Raw genomic sequence first — 21,008 nt, 5'->3', positions numbered from 1 at the left:
ATTCTTGTTTCAGAATATAAATATAGGAATATTTTCGTCAAATTAAATTCCATTAATTGTATATTATACCAAAGTTATGTAAGTCTATTTCACCAGATGTACATTGCAAAATTATAAAAGGAAACTTCCACTCTCCCTCATCCCTAACAAAATTTGTTATAATAGAGAAATACGTTATTTTTATGATTCGAGGTGTCGAACATGTCATCGATCCCAGATAAATATAGAGAACTGCTGCAAGGGGCAGCAGAAGAATTACGCACACTTCTATGGTCTGAGCAGGAGGAGGACGCCAAGCTCGTCCAAAAAGGGCTCATGCTCTATCGGCAGGGTCTTGTAACAAAAGTCCGATTAGAAGAGGACAACGTCACGGCCACAGTTCAGGATGTCACACCTGTTCAGGTAGAGTTGAACCTGAACTTTTTCCAAACAAGTACTTGTACCTGTCCAGCTGAGGGGATCTGTCGGCATCAATTAGCCGCCTTTTTCTATGCATACGGAAAAATTGCCAGTGTGATGGAGTGGGTCGAGAACTGGAGACAGCCGATTCATGATCGAAAAAATGCCAAAGACTTTGGACTTCAGCGCGCGAAGGATTTGCTTAAGGCTTCTGGCGTGATGAAGCCAGATTACGATGCCTGGGTAGAAAGCTTCCAAGTGAGCTTCGATTCGATGATTCGCAGCCACAAAAATTTGAAGCCTTATCTTCTTTCAGAGCTTTTTCAAGTGTATTCGCGAAAAATTAAGGCGAGTGCTCCAGTCGAGCAAGAATGGCGTCAGCTCTATTTCTTGATTGCGACCGTTCATTCTTTTCACAATTTGCTTAAGCTTAGTACCGATCAGGGCTTTCGTGAAGAAGAAATTAGCCGATATTATCGGGAGCTTTTTTATGATGCGACGGACGATGTTGAAAATCTTGTCGAGAAGCTAAATGTTCATGCCCTTCCTTTCGCTTTTGATGAATTTATCAAGAAGCTAAAAGATGACTCGACTCGACTTATTTCGCAAGAATATGTCCTTAATTTCGAACCAACTTATTTGTATATCATTCTGTGGACTAAATTGTTTAAGAAGCGCGTGTGGCACGAAGAAGAATTAACGAGGATCCTGCAAGCAGAGCAGCAGACGCTCCCGATGATCATTGCGACTATCCATCAGCATGTCATGTTAAAAGAGGATGAAAAAGCGCTACGAATTTTACATATATTAGACGAACACGCCACACCTTTTATGCTGTTTTGGCTCGAAAAAATGACAGCAGGCAAAGAATGGCGTCGGATGGGACCTTATGTGGATACTTTCTCTTCGATGGCGAAAAAATATATCCGCACGCTTTCTGATCATTATGCCAAAATTGACTTTGCACGCACGGCCATTCGTACCGTGAGCAAATATGCGTTCGAAAACAAGAAGCTTGAATTGTATGAAAAAATCTTAATTCAAACTCTTCCTTATAGCTATCGCAGCTATGATGAGTTTCTTTTTGATCAAGGCTGGTATGAAAAATGGAGCGATCTTCAAGCTTATATTGGCTATGATATTAGCTATATTCCGAAGGATAAGCTACAAATATTACAAAAAGAACGTCCGGATATTTTGCTGCCACTTTATCATCAATCGATTCAGCAGCATATTGAGATGAAGAATCGCGGAAATTATCGTGAGGCAGTTAAGCAGTTAAAGAAATTGCGAACCTTATATAAAAAGTTGAAGCGCTCTGATGATTTTCAACAATTTTTAGACATCCTATTGGATCGTACGAAACGGCTCCGGGCCTTTCACCAGGAGTGCGAAAGGGGTAAGTTGACCCATGCTTGAGTTGAACACATTAACGATTTTGATCAGGCCGATTGAAAAAGAGCAATTTTTTATCGCCGTCACAAGCGATGATTACTTTGTGCCACCATCTGAGTGGAAGAATCTCCTTTTTAATCGGCATGAGGAGAGCTATTATGGGATGCTGATCGAGGAGCAAGCTCACGGCGTCATCGCCGATAGCTGGCAATTGGTCACCCTACTCGCGAAAGAGCAATTCAATCATTTGATTGAGTGGGATTGGGATGAGACAGGTGAGATTTGTTTAGCCGCTGCCCAACCGATTTACGATTCGATTCAGGAAAAGGATTGGATTCCAGATTTCTCAGCTCTTGAGCATAGTGAATTTAGATGGAAGCTACCGGAAAAGGTTAGAGATGAGTTTGGTCCTGGTTTTTGGGAGCAGACTGTGGCCAGCGCTATTCCTGTTCGCGAGTTTGTTGAAAATTGGTTCAGCGCGTCCTTGCACACTTTTTTCGAAAAAAATAGAGAGTGGAAGGAAAAGGTTGGAACGAAGCTTGAAGCATTGCAGAATCAATCGGTTTCTCCGCAGGCTTTGGCTGCCTATTTTGACGAAGAAACGTGGAGCGAATGGATTGGGTTAAAGGAAAATAGTCTGCCGTTTACGATTGGCCTTCGGTTAGAAGAGCCCGCCGAAATCGATGGAGCCTGGGATTTAGAGGTCTTTTTACGAGGGAAGGCGAATCCAGATTTAATTGTCGATGTTGGGGATGAAACGAATATGCCTTCTGACTGGTTGGTCCATCTCGAAGGGGTGAGCCGCGAAGAGACTCGTTGGGTTAATCTTTTTCCATGGTTAGAAGGTCGTCGTGGCATTTCGAATCAGTTGACTGAGGACGAGGCATGGATGTTTTTAACCGATGCGAGTGAAACGTTGCTGGCACTTGGCGTTGAGATTCTGTTACCGTCTTGGTGGCAAGCAATGAAAAATGCCAATCTGAAGGTGAAGGCGAAGCTAAAAGGCTCGACGGCGAACCATCGTCCTTCTTTTGTTGGCTTAGATGCGATGCTCGACTACAATTGGCGTTTTTCTATGAATGGTGTTGAGCTTTCTGAAGATGAATTCAATCAATTGGTTGAGGAAAAAAGACGTCTCGTTTATATTCGTGGACGTTGGATTAAACTTGACCCAGGCTTCATTCATCAAATCCAGGATTTAATGAAGCGAGCGGAAAAAGAAGGTATTCATGTTCGTGACTTAATTGAGCAGGAACTGCTTGGTGGCGATGCTAGTGAGGATGCAGATGAAGATGCTCATGCGATTGCGCGCGTGCAAATCGAGCTGAATCGCCAATGGAAGCAAATGATTAAGCATTTGCGGGATATTAAGTCGATTCCACTTGAGACAGTCCCGGAGAGCTTCCAGGGAGAATTACGCCCCTATCAGGTTCTCGGGATGAGCTGGCTGTTATTTTTACGAAAATACGGGTTTGGCGCATGTTTGGCTGATGATATGGGTCTCGGAAAAACAATTCAGCTGATTTCTTATTTGTTGTCAGTAAAGGCGAGTGAATCGGGTGGTCCAGCTTTGATTATTTGCCCGACGTCTGTTCTTGGGAACTGGCAGAAAGAGATTGAGCGTTTTGCGCCTTCGATGAATGTCTATTTGCATTATGGCGGGAATCGATTAAAGGAAGATGCGTTTGTGAATGCGGTTAGTGATGCGGACGTCGTGCTCACTTCTTACGGATTGTCCCATTTAGATTTGCCTGAATTTGAGCGTGTTGAGTGGAGTACTATAGCTATTGATGAAGCGCAGAATATCAAGAATGCCAATACGAAGCAGTCCCGAGCAGTTCGTAAGCTACGAGGAAAGCATCATATTGCTTTGACGGGAACACCGATGGAGAATCGCTTGTCCGAGTTATGGTCCATTTTTGATTTTACAAATCATGGATTCTTAGGAAGCTTGGGACAATTCCAGAAAAATTACGTTCTTCCGATCGAAAAAGAGGATCAAAAGGAAAAGGTTCAAGAGTTGCAGGCATTGATTCGCCCGTTCTTGCTGCGTAGAACGAAGAAGGATGAAGAGGTCGCGTTGAACTTGCCTGATAAACAAGAGCAGAAGGAATACTGTCCGTTGACGGCTGAGCAAGCTTCCTTATACGAACAATTGGTTCGTGATACATTCGAACAGCTAGAAACGTTAACTGGCTTTGAGCGGAAAGGTTTGATTTTGCAGTTGCTAGGTCGTTTGAAGCAACTTTGCAATCACCCTGCCCTTTATTTGAAGGAAGCTGCGCCACGCGATGTTTTGGACCGCTCTGTGAAGATGGAGAAGCTGAGCGAACTGGTTGAAGCCGTGCTTGCACAAGAGGAAAGCTGTCTCATTTTTACCCAGTATATTGAAATGGGTGAAATGATTCGAGCGGTGTTGAAGAAGAAGTTCGGTGTTGATGCTCCATTCTTAAACGGAAGTGTGGCCAAAGGAAAACGGGATGAAATGATTGCTCGATTCCAGGAACGAGAATTCCCTGTGTTTATTCTGTCGTTGAAAGCTGGCGGAACCGGCTTGAACTTAACGGCTGCCAACCACGTGATTCACTACGATCGCTGGTGGAATCCGGCTGTTGAAAATCAAGCAACCGACCGTGCATATCGAATTGGTCAGAAACGTTTTGTGCATGTCCATAAGTTTATTAGTACTGGTACTTTAGAGGAAAAAATAGATGCGATGCTCGAGAAGAAGCAGTCACTGAATGATCAAATCATTCAAAGTGATAGTTGGATTACTGAGCTTTCTACAGACGAACTCCGCGAACTCATCCATCTAGGGTGAGTTTTGCGGAGTTTTTTTAAAACAGATGAAAAATACGGCGGAAGCTACCGCCGTATAAGTGTGGGATTTGTGGATTTGATTGATTTTTTCTATTGTGGGCCTTACGGAGAAATGTGGGGAAAGTGTTCGAATTGGGAATCATATGATGAAGGTCTTTTTCTCTGGGGTGTCTTTCGTGGCTTCCTCTAAGAGAATTCGTTCGAGTTGAAGGACGCGTTCATGAAGGTGTTCCGCGCGCTCGTTAGACTTGCCAACCATCATAATGAGTCGCTCCAGTAAGATCTCTAAGCTTTTGTCCTTGCTTATTTCCTTCACGTCATCGACACCTCTTTTTCAATATTGGCTACATGATCCCTTCTGGTGTCCAAAAACCGGACAGATTCTGCAATGACCTCTGTCACATATTTTCTTTTCCCATCCTGATCATCGTAGGTTCTCGTTTGAATTCGACCCGTTACGCCGATCAACGCTCCCTTTTTACAATAAAGGGATAAGTTTTCGGCATTTTTTCGCCAAACGGTCAGCTGCACAAAATCAGCCTCTATTTCCCCTTTCTGGTTCTTAAAATTTCTGTTCACCGCCAGCGTCACATTCACAACTGAATTTCCATCCGGAGTTACTTTTAACTCAGGGTCCTTCGTTAACCGACCAACCAACGTTACTTGATTAATCATTACTTCATCTCCTTTCACCGTGATGCCGCCATCATAACCAATTTATTCCTTCTAGTAAAACGCTCAAGTTTCCATTTTCGGCGTCAAATTCGGGGCAAAACAAGAGTTTCCCAGCTGAAATGGGTGGTTTTCGCCTGCAAATTCGGAGTAAATAATTATTTTTCTTTATTCGACAGCTTTCGTTCGACATATTCCGACATTACTTGTTGAGGTTCAGCCTTTAGACATATATGTGTTATAATTTCATCAAATCGGAATTTTGCAGGAGGTACGAATGAAAACATTTAAGTTAATCTCCCTACAAATTGTCAAACAGGACGAATGGCTGGACGTTCCGTTAGAGGACGGATTAATCATCAATAAAGAGGATGAAAACAATACGTGGCTGATGGAATGCTACACCGATAAATCCTTTTATGATTTATTTTATGAGTGTATTGACCAAGAAAAAGAATTGCTCGTACAGGCGGTCATCACTAAGAAAGAAAATGATCCTGCTCCATTCAAAGTGAAGGCTCGTTCCCTACAAACTTTTGATAATCACATTAGTGTGCTACTTGAGGGTACATTAAAGAGAGCAAAAAATCATTATGCTGAGTTACTCTTAGGGGACTTACTTGAAAAAGGTCTCACTGGGGATGATCTGCTAGATGAGTTCAAATCAAAAATGGTCACTAGACCGAAGTTAACAGCGAAAGAACAAAAAACTCCCTAACAAAGGGAGTTTTTTACGTTTCTGCTATTCATCTTTATTGTCATTATCAGTTGCATCATTGTTATCTTCAATGATGTCTTCGCCTGGGTCGTTATCGTCCGTCACAGCGTCCCCGTCATTATCGGTGTTGGTATCATCATTGTTATCGTTGTTGTCAATGATATCGTTGTCTCCATTATTGTCATCAATGATATCATTGTTCGTATCATCATTATCTAATACTGGATCTTCCACATTCACATCGTCCTCTGGAGGAGGATCCTGATCATCATTATTCGCACATCCCGCAAACACCATTACCGATAACAGAGAGCAACCAAGTAACGCTAAAAGCTTTTTCTGCATAGTAAAAGCTCCTTTCACATGTATTCATATTCGACCTCATACCTCGGTCTGATGTTAGGATGCCCAAAAAGATAAATTACTTGCATCGATTTAGGGTAAAAATTCCCATAAAAAAATACTCTACCGAAATAGAGCATTTCTCAAACTAACTATTCCTGCTTTTCCCCAAGGGCAAAGCTAATTTCAGCCTCAACAGCAAGCTCACCGTCCACAGTCGCCGTTGCTTTTCCTTTTCCGAAAGAACCACGTACGCGTGTCATTTCAACCTCTAGACGAAGCTGGTCACCTGGTTTCACCTGGCGCTTAATGCGGCAGTTATCAATTCCCGTAAAAAAGGCTAGTCGACCTTTATTTTCTTCCTTTTTTAACACAGCAACTGCGCCCACTTGCGCAAGCGCCTCAACGATTAACACGCCTGGCATTACTGGATAATCAGGAAAATGGCCATTGAAAAATTCTTCATTCGCTGTCACATTCTTAATGCCGACAGCTCTTTTTCCTTCTTCAATTTCCACAATTTTATCTACAAGTAAAAATGGATAACGATGGGGAATAATTTTCTTAATTTCATTAATATCTAACATAATAATTAGTACCTCCTACTAATACTAGGTTTCATACACATACTCCTATTGTAGCGGATATAGTAGGAGGGTTGCAAGTTAGTCTTGCCTATTTTATCTTGTCCGCTTTGACAACCGCTCAATCGTCTTCACCAACAGTAGTGTCCGCTCCGGCAATGTATCAATCTCCAAATACTCTTCTTCACTATGCACATTCCCGCCAACAGGTCCTAGCCCATCGATGGTAGGAACTCCTCTTGCTGAGGTAAAAGAAGCATCGCCCCCACCACCAGTAGAGGTATCATGAACTTCGATGCCAATTTCCTTACCGACTTCGCGAATAACACCCAGCAACGCTTGCGTCTTTTCATTATTTACCATTGGCGGACGACTAATGTCCCCTTCAAGCTCAATTTCGGTACCAGGTACCTCAGTTGTTGCGCAAATTTCCTTGATGCGTTGTTCCAAGTATTCCATTTGTTCTAATTCGGATATACGAATATCAATATGAGCCACAGCATTTGGGGAGACGATATTAACTGCCGTACCACCTTCAATTAAACCCACATTAACGCTAATGCCTCTTTCATGGTCACTCAAATGGTGCAGCTGGATGATTTTATATGCTAATTCTTCAATCGCGCTTCGTCCGTTTTCCGGTTCAATCCCTGAATGTGCTGATTTCCCTTTGACGATCAGCGTATACGTTCCTCCCCCACGTCTTGCTGTCACAAGAGAGCCATCCTTTCGTGCAGGCTCTACGACTAACGCAAACCGTTTTCCTTTCGCATGCTTCTCAATTAAAGGACGAGACGTAATCGATCCAATTTCCTCATCACTATTGAGCACGATTTGAACATTTTCATATCCTGGTAGTCCAAATTCTACAAGCGTCTTCATCGCGTACAGAAGCTCAACTTGGCTCGCTTTCATATCAACCACACCTGGTCCATACGCCCGCGTGCCCTCAATACGAAATGGTCGTTCTGCAACCGTTCCCTCTGGAAAAACTGTATCCATATGGGCTACGAGAATAATTTTCGGATCCTTTGCTTCCCGATGCTGAATCACCAAGTTATTCCCGTATTCCTCTTCCTTTTTTACATCTACAATAAATCCGAGTTCCTCATATTTTTCTTTTAAAATGGTTCCAACATGATCGACGCCTTCCTTCACATACGAACCGCTATCGATATTGACGAGCTGCTCAAGCAACTCTAACATTTCCCCTTTTTTCTCCTGTAAAAACTTTTGCATATGTCTGCATCCCCTATAATGTTGTTATTTTTGCTTATATCGGCCATTTCCTCTTACTTATTTATATGTATTTCAAAGTAACTTTGCACAAATACTTGAATATTATGTCTATTTAATCCAAAAAAACAGAATCGGTACTTAGAACCGATTCCGCGAAATTTCTACTCACTTTTTATTAAATCGATAATATGTGTCCACGTGGATTTGTCAAAGACATCTGTTGCTTTGCCATTCCCCATGACACTATAACCAAACATCGCACCCAGAATGACGCATAACACGATTAATACCGCAATAATGAGAAGTCGAAGCCATAGGGGAATAAGACGAATGCGAATTCTCTTTCGCTTCTCGCCACTTTCTCTCTCAGCCATCATTTCTTTTTTTGCCTGTTTTACCTGTTCGCGTGTTTCTGCTACTTTTTGGTTACTGTTATCTAACGACATGTTTTATCCCCTTTTAACGAATTCCGTTCACTAGTCCCATCATTTGATCTGCCATCGAAACGGCTCTGGATTGGAATTGATAAGCGCGCTGTGCGTTCATAAGAGCTGTCATTTCTTTTGCCATATCAACATTTGACGACTCAAGTGCATGACTTTGAATGCCGATTTCCCCACGTAGTGGTCCAACCATATCAGTGAGAATCTCTTCTACACCTACATTCAGTTCAGCAAAATTCTCAGGAAGTCCAAACAGATTATTCCCTTTAGACACTAAAAATTGCGGCTTGTTCACTTGAACAACACCTAATTCGAAGGTCTGAACCGTTCCATTGGTCATCGTCACAGACAATTGTCCTGAACTATCAATGTTGTATTCTTTCGCTTCGCCGTTGATGTAAATCGGATTATTATTCGCATCAACAATCGAATGGCCATCCGCATTCACAAGAGCTACCTCATTTTCTCCAACTGGAGATAAATACATCGCCCCGTTACGCGTATATTGAATTTCGTTGCCTACACCCGTCTGAACGAGTACCTTGTATAATTGACCTTCTTTTGTAAAAGCCGTATCCAATGGGCGGTCTGCTTGTTTCACATTTCCTTGTGTCATATCAAGCTGTGTTTGTCCGATTCGCGCCCCAGTACCTTGTCGAACGCCATTCGGTGTAAGACGCCCCACTTCTGCCTCATCTCGACGTTGATTATCGAATTGCTGATACATCAACTCAGTAAAGGTCGCATCTCTTTTTTTATACCCATTCGTATCAATGTTTGCCATATTGTTGGCGATCATGTCCATTTGCTTTTGCAACTGGGCTAACGTGTTCGTTGCCGTAATCATTGTGCGGTTCATCTGTTAACCTCCTTCCCTTTCTATTACCGGCTGTCTTCGCACGGATTGTTTTTTTTTCTTCGAAAAAATACTTGTAGTTATGGAATGGTCCTAATGCCGACCATTCCGCTTTATACTAAGCATTGTGCTACGCATAGAAAGTCCACGGCACTTTTCTCAAACTTTTCGATAATACGTCTGCTTGAAATAACAATTTGGTTTTTAATTTTATCTTCCAAAAACAACAAAGTTTGAGAAAAGAGCCTTATAATTAGCCGATACGTCCAACCTCGTTGGCCGCTTTTTCCATACTTTTATCGTAAGCCTGCAAGACTTTTTGGTTTGCTTCAAATGCACGGTATGCGGTAAGCATGTCCGTCATTGTTCGACCTGTATCCACATTCGAACCTTCTAAAAATCCTTGCTGTAGGTTAAAATCTACACCTGCTGCTGCTCTCGCATCGCCAAGTTCAGCACCATCTGCTGTACGGTAAAGGCCATCACCTTCTTTGACCATTTGATAAGGATTCGCAGAAAATGCAATCCCAAGATTCGCATTCTCTCCCGCAGCTCCCTGTAGGTATCCTTCTCCATCAACCGCAAACTGATCGCTTGAAAGCTGAATTCGATCTCCTTCTCGGTCAAGGACATAATAACCACTTCCTGTTGTCAGGTAGCCTTGTCCATCTAGAGTGAAATCACCATTACGTGTATAGCGAGTCTCCCCTGCAGCATTTTGCACGGTGAAAAAGACTGTTCCTTTGATACCATCTTCATTTGTTGGCATTAACGAATCAATCAAAGCTAGATCCGTTTTTTGACCCGTATCCTGAAGGGCTCCTTGGATAAAATTCGGCATCGCTTCTTGCATGTAGACACCTGTATTTATGGAACCAACGACTTGACCTGATGATAGATTCAAGCCTTTTTCCGTTGGAATTTGCTTCGTTTCGTAGCTTTTTAAAAGCATTTCTGGGAAAGCTCTCATTGAAGATTGCTCCGCTTTAAAACCTGGTGTATTGGCATTGGCCATATTATTCGTTAACATTTCTGTTTTGCGTTGCTGTGCAAGCATCCCTGATGCTACCGTGTAAAACCCTTTAAACATAGGCTCACCCCTTTATAACTACTCTCTTCTATATATCGTCATCTATATCAACAGTTTACATATCCAAAATCATACTTATCTTCTATTATAAGAAAAAATTGACGAATAAACATTATATTTTTGTAGAAAAAGGGCAAAAAACATAGAAATGGTGAAAAGTACCAGTATTACCACCGGTTCCGTTCACCATTTCCCCATACTATTTAGGCAAATTTATAGCCTTTGATTTTGTCAATATTATCAAGCATAATGCCTGTTCCGATTGCTACGCAATCCATTGGGTTTTCTGCCACAAGTACTGGTACCTTTAACTCTTCTGCTAAAAGAAGGTCAAATCCGTGTAAAAGGGCTCCCCCACCTGTGATAATAACACCGCGGTCAATAATATCCGCTGATAATTCAGGCGGTGTGCGTTCTAGGACGCCTTTTGCTGCCTGAACGATAACGGAAACTGATTCACGTAATGCCTGCTCAATTTCTTCAGAGCTAACAGAAATCGTTCTTGGTAATCCTGATACCATATCACGGCCACGAATTTCCATCGTCTCATTGCGAGAGCCTGGGAAAACTGTTCCGATTTGGATTTTAATATTTTCAGCTGTACGTTCACCGATTAACAGCTTATATTCGCGCTTAATGTATTGAAGAATTTCACTATCGAACTTGTCTCCAGCCATTTTGATGGAAGATGAAGTTACGATATCACCCATTGATAATACAGCGATATCCGTTGTTCCACCACCGATATCAACAACCATATTTCCGCTTGGTTGGAAAATATCCATACCTGCTCCAATTGCCGCAACCTTTGGTTCTTCCTCTAAATACACTTTCTTCCCGCCGCTTTTTTCAGCAGCTTCTTTGATCGCTTTTTGCTCAACACTTGTAATGTTTGTTGGGCAACAAATTAAGATACGAGGCTTTGATAAAAAGCCTTTTACATTTAACTTGTTGATGAAATGCCTTAACATTGCTTCTGTTACATCAAAGTCAGCGATAACGCCGTCTTTTAATGGACGAATCGCCACGATGTTGCCAGGTGTACGTCCTACCATGCGTCTTGCTTCTTCACCAACTGCAAGAACTTTATTCGTGTTCTTATCAATCGCCACAACAGATGGCTCGTTTAAAACAATTCCTTTTCCTTTTACGTGGATCAATACGTTAGCAGTTCCTAAATCAATTCCAATATCCCTAGCAAGCATTCTAATAAATCCTCCTTGAAAATGGTCCCAATCTAATCTAAAAGCACGGAATTCGTACTCTTTCATTGTTCGTTACTTGATGTCGAATTTTATAAGTTATTGTATTCGTTATGTGCGAAATTACACACTCTATCCTAATTGTCTATTCTATCACATTTCAAATCAAGAACGTAGCAATTTGTCAAAAATTGTGGTATTTTTTCGTAAAATTTGTCAGATTGGTTAGAACTCTCGCTAGGGATTTCGATATATTACCATATTCACAAATTCCTTACTGAATCGGTTCGCCTTCTAGTTCTTCCTTCTTATACTTCATCTTTGTTGCTTCTCCACCTCGTAAATGGCGAATTGATTTATGATAATCTAAGATTTCCTTTACTTCATTAGCAAGTTCTGGGTTTATTTCAGGAAGCCTCTCTGTTAAATCTTTATGGACTGTACTTTTGGATACGCCAAACTCCTTCGCAATTACGCGAACTGTTTTTCTCGTCTCCACGATATACTTTCCAATCTTGATAGTTCTCTCTTTGATGTAATCGTGCACACCACTCGCCCTCCCTAAATTGGATGTGAGAAGTGTGAAATGAGACTCGCTCTTTCGCTTCATCAAGTACTGTTGTTCCACACGTTATAAATTGTGCAGGGATTTCAAGTCATAATCATGTCTCCTATTGAATATACATTCTCGTCATCAAACGATTCCTCACCTCAAACACTCTCTTTGTAAGGTTTGTAACAGTTTATTAGCTTGGATAACGGAATATGCACGAAAAGCTTAATAGGGACAAGGTATAAGGTAAATTTTTTGAAAAATAAGACGAATTATTGGTTAGGGAAAATGAAAAGGCGGTATACAGCGGTATGGTTTTGCCGGGATTCCAGGTTTTTTCGCTATTATGGATACTTTTTTGGTGGGGCTCGCGCTTTTTCTATAACAGTGCCTCTTCATGAAGACACTGATAAAAATTAATATCCTCATGGGCGACTCATAAAGCCACTAATCGGAGATGTGCTGCAAATAGAGTCCTTATGAAGAGCTCATGAAGATACTAAACCATTTCAAGGTCAAGCAGTTAAAATTAGGGGAAATAGGTTAATTTCTTGATCAGTCAGAAATTTTCCGCCTATTTTTCACATCATGTAAAATCAACACCCACCTTTAACAGTGTAAAAAGAAAAAAACCCGCAATCACAAGGATGCGGGTTTTATGTTACATATTATGATTATGCACCAGCAGATTCAGAGTCAGTTTCATTCGTTGTAGACTCATCATCTGTCTTGTTTGCATCTGTGTCCTCTTCTTCTGCTTTATCTTCATCTTGAGAACTGTCTTCATCTGAAGTTGTTGCGTCCTCATCTGTAGCTGATTTGTCCTCGTCTGAAGTCGTTGCATCTTCATCTGAAGCTGCTTTGTCTTCATCAGGGGCTACTGTAGATGAATCATCAGCTTTGCCGCTATCATCCACATCTTCTTCTTCAGTACTTGTGACCTTAGCTTCTTGTAAAGAACTTAATGGCTTGTTGAAGTAATCAAGTGGATTAACTGCAACACCATCTTTGCGAATTTCAAAATGTAGATGGGTACCAGCTTCTTCATTCAATAAGCTTTTTCCTGCTTTTGCAAGAGCCTGACCTTGTTCTACTTGGTCTCCAACCTTCACATCAATGTCTGTAACTGATTGATATTGTGTTACAATACCCTTATCATGCTCAATCTCGATTACGTTTCCGAGTAAAGAATCATCTGCTACATTCGTTACTGTTCCACTTAACGCAGCTAATACATCAAACGTTTCTCCGCTTTCCTGAGTAATATCAATCCCAGTATTCGGATGATACGTGTTGTTGTAGAAAACTAATGCTGCTTCTTGCTCTTCATCAGTGCCATCGTATTCATAGAATTGCTTTTGAATGACGACTGAATCTGGATCCTTCACAGGCATAGAAAAGTTTTCCATTGATCTGTTTACTTCGAGTGCAGGCTCATCGTATTTTTTGCCTGAAAGATCAGTAGCTTCGTAATCGACTTGGTCATCAGTTGCATTGTTGCTATTTTGGTACCAAAGAACCGCGGTTAGAATGATTGCAGCACTTGCAAGATAAATTGCTGGGTATACCCAACGCTTTTTCATGAAGCGCTTCAACTTTGAATCTTGAGAAGATCGTTTCTTTTCTTCCTCTCTCATTTATCATCACCTCAGCAATCATTCTGAACAGATCACGATAAATATATACATTTCTAAAAAAATTTTTTTGTCTTATTTTTCGACAACGACTTTGAAATTATTCATGTAGGGGGAAATTTTTTTGAAATTCTTTGTAAAATGGTTTCTGCGGCTGATGCCGTTCGCGTATATGATTTTGATTTGGACTCTATCCAGCATGCCCGACAATGCCGTCGTGGAGCTTCCAGATTCTACTGTGGATAGCTTTGTAAAAGAATCCCTTCATCTTGTAGAGTTTGCGATTTTGTATTTGCTGTTAGTGGGGGCTTTGCTCACAACAGGTAAATTCTCTTTTCGAGCGAGTTTGATTTGTGGATTAATTGCTTGTGGGTATGGCTTACTGGATGAGATTCACCAGTCGTTTGTTCCTGCGCGCTCTGCAACAATCATTGACTTCGTAAAGGATGTTACCGGAGTTTTGGTGGCGAGTTACTTTGTAATGCGTGCGTATAGGAAGCATGGTTTTGAGCGCATTATGGGGTATTTTCGGGGGTAAGGGGATTCGTTAGGGGTTGGCTCTTGTTGGCACGCCAGGATGCGGAGGATTATGCCCGACCTGACCGATAAATCCAGTTTGCACGCCAAGATTGAAGGAATTCTGCTCATCCTGACCGATAAATCCAGTTTGCACGCCAAGATTGAAGGAATTCTGCTCATCCTGACCGACAAATCCACTTTGCACACCAAGATTGAGGAAATTCTGCTCATCCTGACCGACAAATCCACTTTGCACGCCAAGATTGAAGGAATTCTGCTCATCCTGACCGACAAATCCACTTTGCACGCCAAGATTGAGGAAATTCTGCTCATCCTGACCGACAAATCCACTTTGCACGCCAAGTTGAGGGGGATTCCGCTCTTCCTGACCGACAAATCCACTTTGCACGCCAAGTTGTGAAGATTTCTGCTTGACCTGACCGACAAATCTATTTTGTACGCCAAGTTGAATTGGATACCGCCCATCCTGACCGACAAATCATTTGATTACCTATTTTTAAATGCTTTTTCCTAAAGTTGGCAATCAAAACAAAGCAAAGCTGTTCACCAAAAGGTTGTAACTAAAACCTTCCGGGAACAGCTTCCTTTTTGTCTCTACTCTTACTTAGCGAACATTCCCCCAAATGTCCGCTCCACAACTAACGACTTGCTGTAATCTTTGTCAGTAACGTTTTGGTTGTATCAATCGTCGCCCCATTGTAGTAGTACTGTACAATCTCATCGTACTTCTTTCCTTCTTGTGCCATGCCGTTTGCGCCGAATTGACTCATGCCGACTCCATGGCCGTTTCCTTTTGTATTAATGACGACGTTGTCACCTTTTCGTTCCCATGTGAAGTCCGAAGACTTCAGTCCAAGCCCTTCTCGCACTTCTTTTCCAGTCAATGCCTTACCATTGATATCAACCTTAGCAACTCGGTTCCCTTTCGTTCTCTCAACGATTTTTCCGACCTCTGCACTATCCCCCAACTTAACACCTAGTTTTTTCTCAAAGTCTTTGACCTTAATCACCAGCTGTCCATGGAATTTCTCCGTATTTACATCCCAGGGACTTTCCACACTTTTTAAATAGGGAAGTGGTTCTTGAAAATAATCCTCTGAATTCTCGGTATATCCATTACTCGTCGAAAAGAAAGCAGCATAGATCGGAGCACCCTCAAAGGTTAGAATTTGCCCACTCGTAGCGGCAACCGCTTCTTTTATCTTACTTATTTTCCAAGAATAATCTTTGCCCCATTGCTTCCGTAGCTCTTCATCATTTTTATATACTTGATTGTTTTCAGTATCCGATATATCCGCATCTATTCCTTCAGGTACTTCTGCTTTAGCTCCTGACATTAACCAATCCACGGTATACGTTCTCGCCGATAAGGCCTGTGCCTTTAGCGCTTCTAATTCAAAGTCTGCTGGCATTTCTGCTGCAACAACACCTACAAGATATTCTTCAAGAGGAAGCTTTTCAACTTTTTCCAGACCGGAACGATAGACAGCGACTTCTACAGCTGGCTGGGTAGTTTCTACCTCGACTTCGGGAGCCGCTTCTGCTTCGTTACCCGATGTTTTTTCCATAAAGGGGAGGACAAGTAATGTCGGAATCATGATGGTGACAACAAATAGTACTGCAGCTATTAGTGCGAATGGTTTCATTTTTATCATGTTAGAGCCTCCATATGTAATTTGGTCAAACCTACTTCTATACATATGGCGCCTGTCTTGCAAATATGTCACAAAAAATTAATCATCTTACATGCATAAGTTTTTCTCTCCTAAACCACAATATCTTATGTTAGACAAATATGATTGGATGATTTTTCTAAACAAAAAAACCGTAAAAATGGAGATCCATTTCACGGTTTTTCGGCTAATTCTATATTACGCGTTTAAATCGTAAGCTGCTGAGACTACTTCTGCTTCTTCTACCTCAGAATAGCGCTCAATGTCAGCTCCTAGTGCAGCAAGCTTGTTGTGGAAGTCAACATATCCACGGTCAAGATGCTTTAATTCAGTAACGCGAGTCGTTCCATCAGCTACTAAGCCTGTTAAAACTAATGCGGCAGCTGCACGTAAATCGGTTGCAGCTACTTCTGCACCTTGTAATTTTGAAGGGCCATTTAAAATAACTGAGCGACCTTCAATTTTAATATCTGCGTTCATGCGACGGAATTCTTCCACATGCATGAATCGATTTTCAAAAACGGTTTCAGTGATCATACTAGTACCTTGAGCATGCAACAACAACGCCATCATTTGCGACTGCATGTCAGTTGGGAATCCAGGGTGTGGCATTGTTTTAATATCCACTGCCTTTAACTTATCTGGACCGATTACACGTAGACCATCTTCTTCTTCCTCAAACATAACGCCCATTTCTTCCATCTTAGCAATGAGGGAAGTTAAATGTTCTGGAACCGCTCCTCTAACCAACACGTTCCCGCCTGTAATTGCAGCAGCAACCATAAAAGTTCCAGCTTCAATACGATCAGGTATAATGTTATGGTCAGCACCAAACAGAACGTCTACTCCTTCAATTCGGATCGTTCCTGTTCCAGCACCACGTACCTTCGCACCCATTTTATTCAAGAAGTTTGCGAGATCAACGATTTCTGGCTCTTTTGCCACGTTCTCGATGATTGTTGTTCCTTGTGCCAACGTAGCAGCCATCATAATGTTTTCAGTTGCCCCAACACTTGGGAAGTCTAAGTAAATCTTGGCACCTTGTAGGCGACCTTCTACTTCTGCTTCGATAAATCCGTTACCAACCTTTACCGTTGCTCCCATTGCTTCAAAGCCTTTTAAATGTTGGTCAATCGGTCTTGAACCAATTGCACAACCACCTGGCAATGCTACACGTGCACGGCCTAGTCTTGCAAGAAGTGATCCCATTACTAAAACGGAAGCACGCATTTTACGAACATATTCAAAAGGTGCTTCAACTTTTAACTCTCTAGATGCATCGACAGTGACTTCGTTATTTTTAAACGTCACATCGGCGTTTAAATAGCGTAATACCTCATTGATCGTGTATACATCGGAGAGAGTTGGCACATCACGAATTACGCTTTTTCCGTCACTTGCTAATAGTGTTGCGGCAATAACTGGCAAAACTGCATTCTTTGCTCCTTCTACTTTTACAGAACCGCTTAGCCTTCTACCGCCGCGGACGATGATTTTTTCCAAATGTATTCCCCTCCGCGTCCAATTTCTCTATATTAATATTCAATCGTAATGATTGGTGTGCCAACTACAAGGGTAGTCTGTGCGCCCAACCTTTCAGTTCGAATTCCTAGCTGTAAATTCATTTCTTTATCTTTGGTTGTTAACCCATCTGCGAATAATGGCGAATAAGCCGACGTGGCAACAAAGTTTTCTTCTTGGATGGATTCCATCTCTTTCGCCTCGAATAAATCAAGAATTCGATTTACCGTAAAAGGCAAATTTGTATTCATCTTATCATTGAATTCGCCTATTATACAAGAGAAAATTGTGGTATTTTCCCGAAAAATGTCAGAAAACGTTTGTTGTAGGTCCTCTTTTATAAATTGCTCTGTTTTTTCCGTAAAATTCTTACCTTGTACCTCATAGATCATGTAAGTTTGTGGATTATCCATTGTGAGGGTAGATAAAATTTGAATGTTCTCCTGAAAACCTTGAGAAGACGCCTTTGTAGCGATTGCTTCCCATTTATCTGAAGTCGAGGTGACCTGCCATGTCCAGTCTGGAAATTTCGTTTTAAGAGTTTGGACATATTTTTGTACGTCCTCTAACTTACTTGTTTCGATTTTTTCTCTTGCATGTAGAGACCATCCACTGATATCTATATTCTCACTTTGTAAAACTGTCACTAGTGTCAGAAGGTCCTCTTGTCCCTTTGCCTTTACAAATCTATCTCCTGCGAAAAAAAGTGATGTTCCTATAACTGCCAGTAATGCCAAAATTGCCATGATTTTTCTCTTCATCTCTCGTCTCTCCTCCCCTTAATACCATTGTTACCAAGTCGGGGATTAGCATACTCGAGAGTTGTCGTCACTTTTTGACATTTATGCTAAGCACTTAAAAAATTCACCTAGGTTGTGCAGATTCACACAAACTGAATTGTACATAAAAAAAATCCAATTAGGAAAGGTATAAAGGGCTATCTTTGTTAGTTTCTTTACCCTATTTTACACAAGCTTAAAGCACTAACCCTTCGCGAAAAATCGTTGATAAATATGGTTTTTCGATTCTTTTTGCTCAATAATTCACGTACATTACAGTTTTGGGACAATTATTAGGGAAAAATGTCGTAGATAACGCGATAAGTTATTTATTGAAACATCAATGGCAGTTGTTGGGACCAAAGCAAATAATCTAGGAAAAAATTGCTTACGCTAGCGCCAATGACAATGGATAACAATATGAATAGCAAACGTGCCTGGAACACATGGCTTCCGCGAATGAATTTTTCGTAGTTGATGCTTTGTAATGCCCACCAAGCCAACGCAATAAAGACAAGATGTGAAATAATGCTAATGAGTGCCTGGTCTCCAAAACCTGAAATCATAAACAAAACGCCTCCTTAATTATACACACTGCCTTCTATTATACCATTCGTAAGGAATCCCTTCTTATTGGACGTAGAAATCGGGAAAAGGTTTCAGGTGGGGGAGGAAGTTTTTGGGAAGGATAGTTGTTTTGGGGTTGATTGGTTGGTTTGCGTAATTTTGCTGGTTTTTTGAATGGATGTTTGGATGTAGTTTGTTGGTTTTTCTGAAAAAGATAATTAGGGGGTTGGCATGAGGACACTATTTGCTGGGGTCCTTTGATTAGTTCTTCATGAACGCGGCATGCGGACACTAACAGCGGTTCAGCACATGGTAGTGTCTTCATGGACCTCCTCCCAATCAACCAGCAGTCCCTAAAACCCCAAAACAAAAAGAAGGGGCCCCTTTTCCCCTTCTTTTTCGGTAATCCTATATACAATCCCCTTGTTTGACTCCCATCCTTATTGCAAGAAATCTGCAAACCCTTCAAAGTTTGTGTGGAAGAAATCCAGTGCGATATTTGGAAATAAACCAAATACAATCGTGGCTACCACACAAATGACAAGTGCTATACTGAGCCCGACCGGCACTCTAATTTTCCCACCTTCACCTTCATCCTCTGCAGCTGGTCTAAAGAACATCTGCGTAAGAACTCCGAAGTAATAGAAATAAGAGATAACCGTAGTCGCAATCATGACAGATGCGAGAACGTAATGTGCCGGCTCAGACGCTAAAGCCCCGATAAAAATGTTCAGCTTACCAATAAACCCAGCTGTACCTGGGATACCTGCCAACGACAGAATAAACACACCCATTGCCACCGCAAGCCATGGAGCCCGCTTATACAATCCAGCAAAGACTCCGATATCTTCGTTGTCTGTATGCTGCGTTAGCAGCTGAATTACTGCAAATGCTCCCACATTCATAAACAGATAGGCTCCTAAATAGAACCATAATGCATCAAACATGAATGAGGACATTGCTGTTACGGCTACTAACAAATACCCTGCATGCGCGATACTCGAGTAAGCAAATACTCGCTTAATGTTTCGCTGTCTTAGAGCAACGACGTTTCCGATAATCATCGTTGCCGCTGCAAGAAACGCGATGTAGTCCTGCATGCCAACCAAGAAATTGGTCATGGCTGCTACACCAGAATTCCCTGCAAATGCATTTCCAAATACCGTGAGCAAAATTCGAATCAAGATCACAAATCCAGCCGTTTTTGAAACGACGCTCAAAAACGCCGTAACTGGAGTTGGTGCCCCTTGATACACGTCTGGTGCCCACATATGGAATGGAGCAGTTGCCAACTTGAACGATAATCCCACAAAAATCATGAAGAAGGCAATACCTAAAATGTAGATGTACTGCGCATTTGCCAGATTTGGCAAGACGTTTGTCATTTCGATTAAGTTCGTTGTACCTGTTAACCCATACACATAACTCATGCCGAACAATGTAAACGCAGTTGCAATTCCACCGTTCACCACGTATTTCATCGCAGATTCATTGGATGGCAGATGTTTTTTCCGAATCCCTGCCAAAATGTAAGAGGATAGAGATAAAAGCTCCAATCCAACGAACAATGTGATCAAATCGCCACTGGATGCCATCATCATCGCACCTAACAACCCTGCTAAAAGAAGGTAGTAGAATTCCCCTTTGTATTCTTCCATTCCTTCTTTCGGCTTGTAGCTTAGCGCGAGAAGCATGACAAGTGCCGCTCCGATTAACAGTAGAATCTTAAATGCTTTTGCAAACCCATCTAATCTAAATGTGTCGTAAAGTATCGAGACAGGTCCAAGACCTACCAAATTGATTAAAGACGCTAGCGCTAGCAAAATGCCAGCGAAACCGATCCAGCCAAATATTTTTCGATCCAAATGCTTTGGAGCAAAAAGGTCGACAATGGATAGAATGGTCGCGACTCCAAGAATGATGAATTCCGGTGCCATCGCGCCCCACTCAAACGATAATAAAGTATCTAAATCCATTCAAA

General features: G+C 41.6%; 20 protein-coding genes. 4 read left to right on the top strand and 16 right to left on the bottom strand.

The window, feature by feature from the left end; all coding sequences use genetic code 11:
• Positions 1 to 201: 201 nt before the first annotated feature.
• On the top strand, positions 202 to 1,818 hold the full coding sequence (locus FA727_RS12940; protein ID WP_136831405.1) for an SWIM zinc finger family protein: 1,617 nt from the start codon (positions 202 to 204) through the stop codon (positions 1,816 to 1,818).
• On the top strand, positions 1,811 to 4,615 hold the full coding sequence (locus tag FA727_RS12935) for a DEAD/DEAH box helicase (protein ID WP_136831403.1): 2,805 nt from the start codon (positions 1,811 to 1,813) through the stop codon (positions 4,613 to 4,615). Before FA727_RS12940 ends, FA727_RS12935 begins: the two co-directional genes overlap by 8 nt.
• Before the next feature lie 311 nt (positions 4,616 to 4,926).
• Here FA727_RS12935 and ssb read toward each other — a convergent pair whose 3' ends face one another.
• On the bottom strand, positions 4,927 to 5,289 hold the full coding sequence (gene ssb, locus FA727_RS12930; protein WP_136831401.1) for a single-stranded DNA-binding protein: 363 nt from the start codon (positions 5,287 to 5,289) through the stop codon (positions 4,927 to 4,929).
• Between the two features lie 274 nt (positions 5,290 to 5,563).
• Between ssb and FA727_RS12925 the strand changes: the two genes are divergently transcribed.
• Positions 5,564 to 6,004: a YwpF-like family protein gene (locus FA727_RS12925; RefSeq protein ID WP_136831399.1), complete on the top strand. Its 441-nt coding sequence runs from the start codon at positions 5,564 to 5,566 to the stop codon at positions 6,002 to 6,004.
• Between the two features lie 24 nt (positions 6,005 to 6,028).
• On the opposite strand, the gene FA727_RS12920 is transcribed toward FA727_RS12925, so the two are convergent.
• The 9 genes from FA727_RS12920 to spoIIQ form a co-directional block, all read right to left on the bottom strand.
• On the bottom strand, positions 6,029 to 6,349 hold the full coding sequence (locus FA727_RS12920) for a hypothetical protein (RefSeq protein ID WP_136831397.1): 321 nt from the start codon (positions 6,347 to 6,349) through the stop codon (positions 6,029 to 6,031).
• Between the two features lie 149 nt (positions 6,350 to 6,498).
• Positions 6,499 to 6,933, bottom strand: coding sequence for a 3-hydroxyacyl-ACP dehydratase FabZ (fabZ, locus tag FA727_RS12915; RefSeq protein ID WP_136831395.1), 435 nt, complete (start codon positions 6,931 to 6,933; stop codon positions 6,499 to 6,501).
• A 93-nt stretch (positions 6,934 to 7,026) separates the two neighbouring features.
• Positions 7,027 to 8,169: a M20 family metallopeptidase gene (locus FA727_RS12910; RefSeq protein ID WP_136831393.1), complete on the bottom strand. Its 1,143-nt coding sequence runs from the start codon at positions 8,167 to 8,169 to the stop codon at positions 7,027 to 7,029.
• Positions 8,170 to 8,330: 161 nt separating this feature from the next.
• Positions 8,331 to 8,615: a DNA-directed RNA polymerase subunit beta gene (locus tag FA727_RS12905; RefSeq protein WP_136831390.1), complete on the bottom strand. Its 285-nt coding sequence runs from the start codon at positions 8,613 to 8,615 to the stop codon at positions 8,331 to 8,333.
• Positions 8,616 to 8,628: 13 nt separating this feature from the next.
• Positions 8,629 to 9,471 carry a flagellar hook-basal body protein gene (locus tag FA727_RS12900; RefSeq protein ID WP_136831388.1) on the bottom strand — a complete coding sequence of 281 codons (843 nt, stop codon included), beginning with the start codon at positions 9,469 to 9,471 and terminating at the stop codon, positions 8,629 to 8,631.
• 250 nt (positions 9,472 to 9,721) lie between these two features.
• A complete protein-coding gene (locus FA727_RS12895) occupies positions 9,722 to 10,558 on the bottom strand; it encodes a flagellar hook-basal body protein (protein ID WP_136831386.1) in 837 nt (278 codons plus the stop codon).
• Between the two features lie 203 nt (positions 10,559 to 10,761).
• Positions 10,762 to 11,763 carry a rod shape-determining protein gene (locus FA727_RS12890; RefSeq protein ID WP_136831384.1) on the bottom strand — a complete coding sequence of 334 codons (1,002 nt, stop codon included), beginning with the start codon at positions 11,761 to 11,763 and terminating at the stop codon, positions 10,762 to 10,764.
• Positions 11,764 to 12,034: 271 nt separating this feature from the next.
• Positions 12,035 to 12,307 carry a sporulation transcriptional regulator SpoIIID gene (spoIIID, locus tag FA727_RS12885; protein WP_126408089.1) on the bottom strand — a complete coding sequence of 91 codons (273 nt, stop codon included), beginning with the start codon at positions 12,305 to 12,307 and terminating at the stop codon, positions 12,035 to 12,037.
• A 680-nt stretch (positions 12,308 to 12,987) separates the two neighbouring features.
• Positions 12,988 to 13,950 (bottom strand): stage II sporulation protein SpoIIQ, encoded by a 963-nt coding sequence (gene spoIIQ, locus FA727_RS12880; protein WP_136831382.1) that lies wholly within the window; start codon positions 13,948 to 13,950, stop codon positions 12,988 to 12,990.
• 154 nt (positions 13,951 to 14,104) lie between these two features.
• Between spoIIQ and FA727_RS12875 the strand changes: the two genes are divergently transcribed.
• Positions 14,105 to 14,485 (top strand): VanZ family protein, encoded by a 381-nt coding sequence (locus tag FA727_RS12875; RefSeq protein ID WP_136831738.1) that lies wholly within the window; start codon positions 14,105 to 14,107, stop codon positions 14,483 to 14,485.
• Between the two features lie 9 nt (positions 14,486 to 14,494).
• On the opposite strand, the gene FA727_RS24055 is transcribed toward FA727_RS12875, so the two are convergent.
• From FA727_RS24055 to nuoN, 6 genes are all read right to left on the bottom strand, one after another.
• Positions 14,495 to 14,875 (bottom strand): hypothetical protein, encoded by a 381-nt coding sequence (locus FA727_RS24055; RefSeq protein ID WP_158318848.1) that lies wholly within the window; start codon positions 14,873 to 14,875, stop codon positions 14,495 to 14,497.
• A gap of 250 nt (positions 14,876 to 15,125) precedes the next feature.
• On the bottom strand, positions 15,126 to 16,142 hold the full coding sequence (gene spoIID, locus FA727_RS12865) for a stage II sporulation protein D (protein ID WP_136831378.1): 1,017 nt from the start codon (positions 16,140 to 16,142) through the stop codon (positions 15,126 to 15,128).
• Between the two features lie 216 nt (positions 16,143 to 16,358).
• Complete coding sequence (murA, locus tag FA727_RS12860; RefSeq protein WP_136831376.1) at positions 16,359 to 17,663, bottom strand: UDP-N-acetylglucosamine 1-carboxyvinyltransferase; 1,305 nt, start codon at positions 17,661 to 17,663, stop codon at positions 16,359 to 16,361.
• A gap of 32 nt (positions 17,664 to 17,695) precedes the next feature.
• Positions 17,696 to 18,442, bottom strand: coding sequence for a YwmB family TATA-box binding protein (locus FA727_RS12855; protein WP_136831374.1), 747 nt, complete (start codon positions 18,440 to 18,442; stop codon positions 17,696 to 17,698).
• A 347-nt stretch (positions 18,443 to 18,789) separates the two neighbouring features.
• Entirely contained in the window at positions 18,790 to 19,026 is a 237-nt protein-coding gene (locus tag FA727_RS12850) for a DUF1146 family protein (RefSeq protein ID WP_136831372.1), read from the bottom strand.
• A gap of 441 nt (positions 19,027 to 19,467) precedes the next feature.
• Positions 19,468 to 21,003, bottom strand: a complete 1,536-nt coding sequence (gene nuoN / locus FA727_RS12845) for an NADH-quinone oxidoreductase subunit NuoN (protein ID WP_136831370.1) — start codon at positions 21,001 to 21,003, stop codon at positions 19,468 to 19,470.
• Between the last annotated feature and the right edge of the window lie 5 nt (positions 21,004 to 21,008).

Origin of the sequence: Robertmurraya kyonggiensis, from assembly GCF_005116465.1 — a bacterium.
GTDB lineage: Bacteria > Bacillota > Bacilli > Bacillales > Cytobacillaceae > Robertmurraya > Robertmurraya kyonggiensis.
The sequence above is the reverse complement of the archived record's forward strand: the minus strand, read 5'-3'. Positions and strand labels throughout refer to the sequence as shown.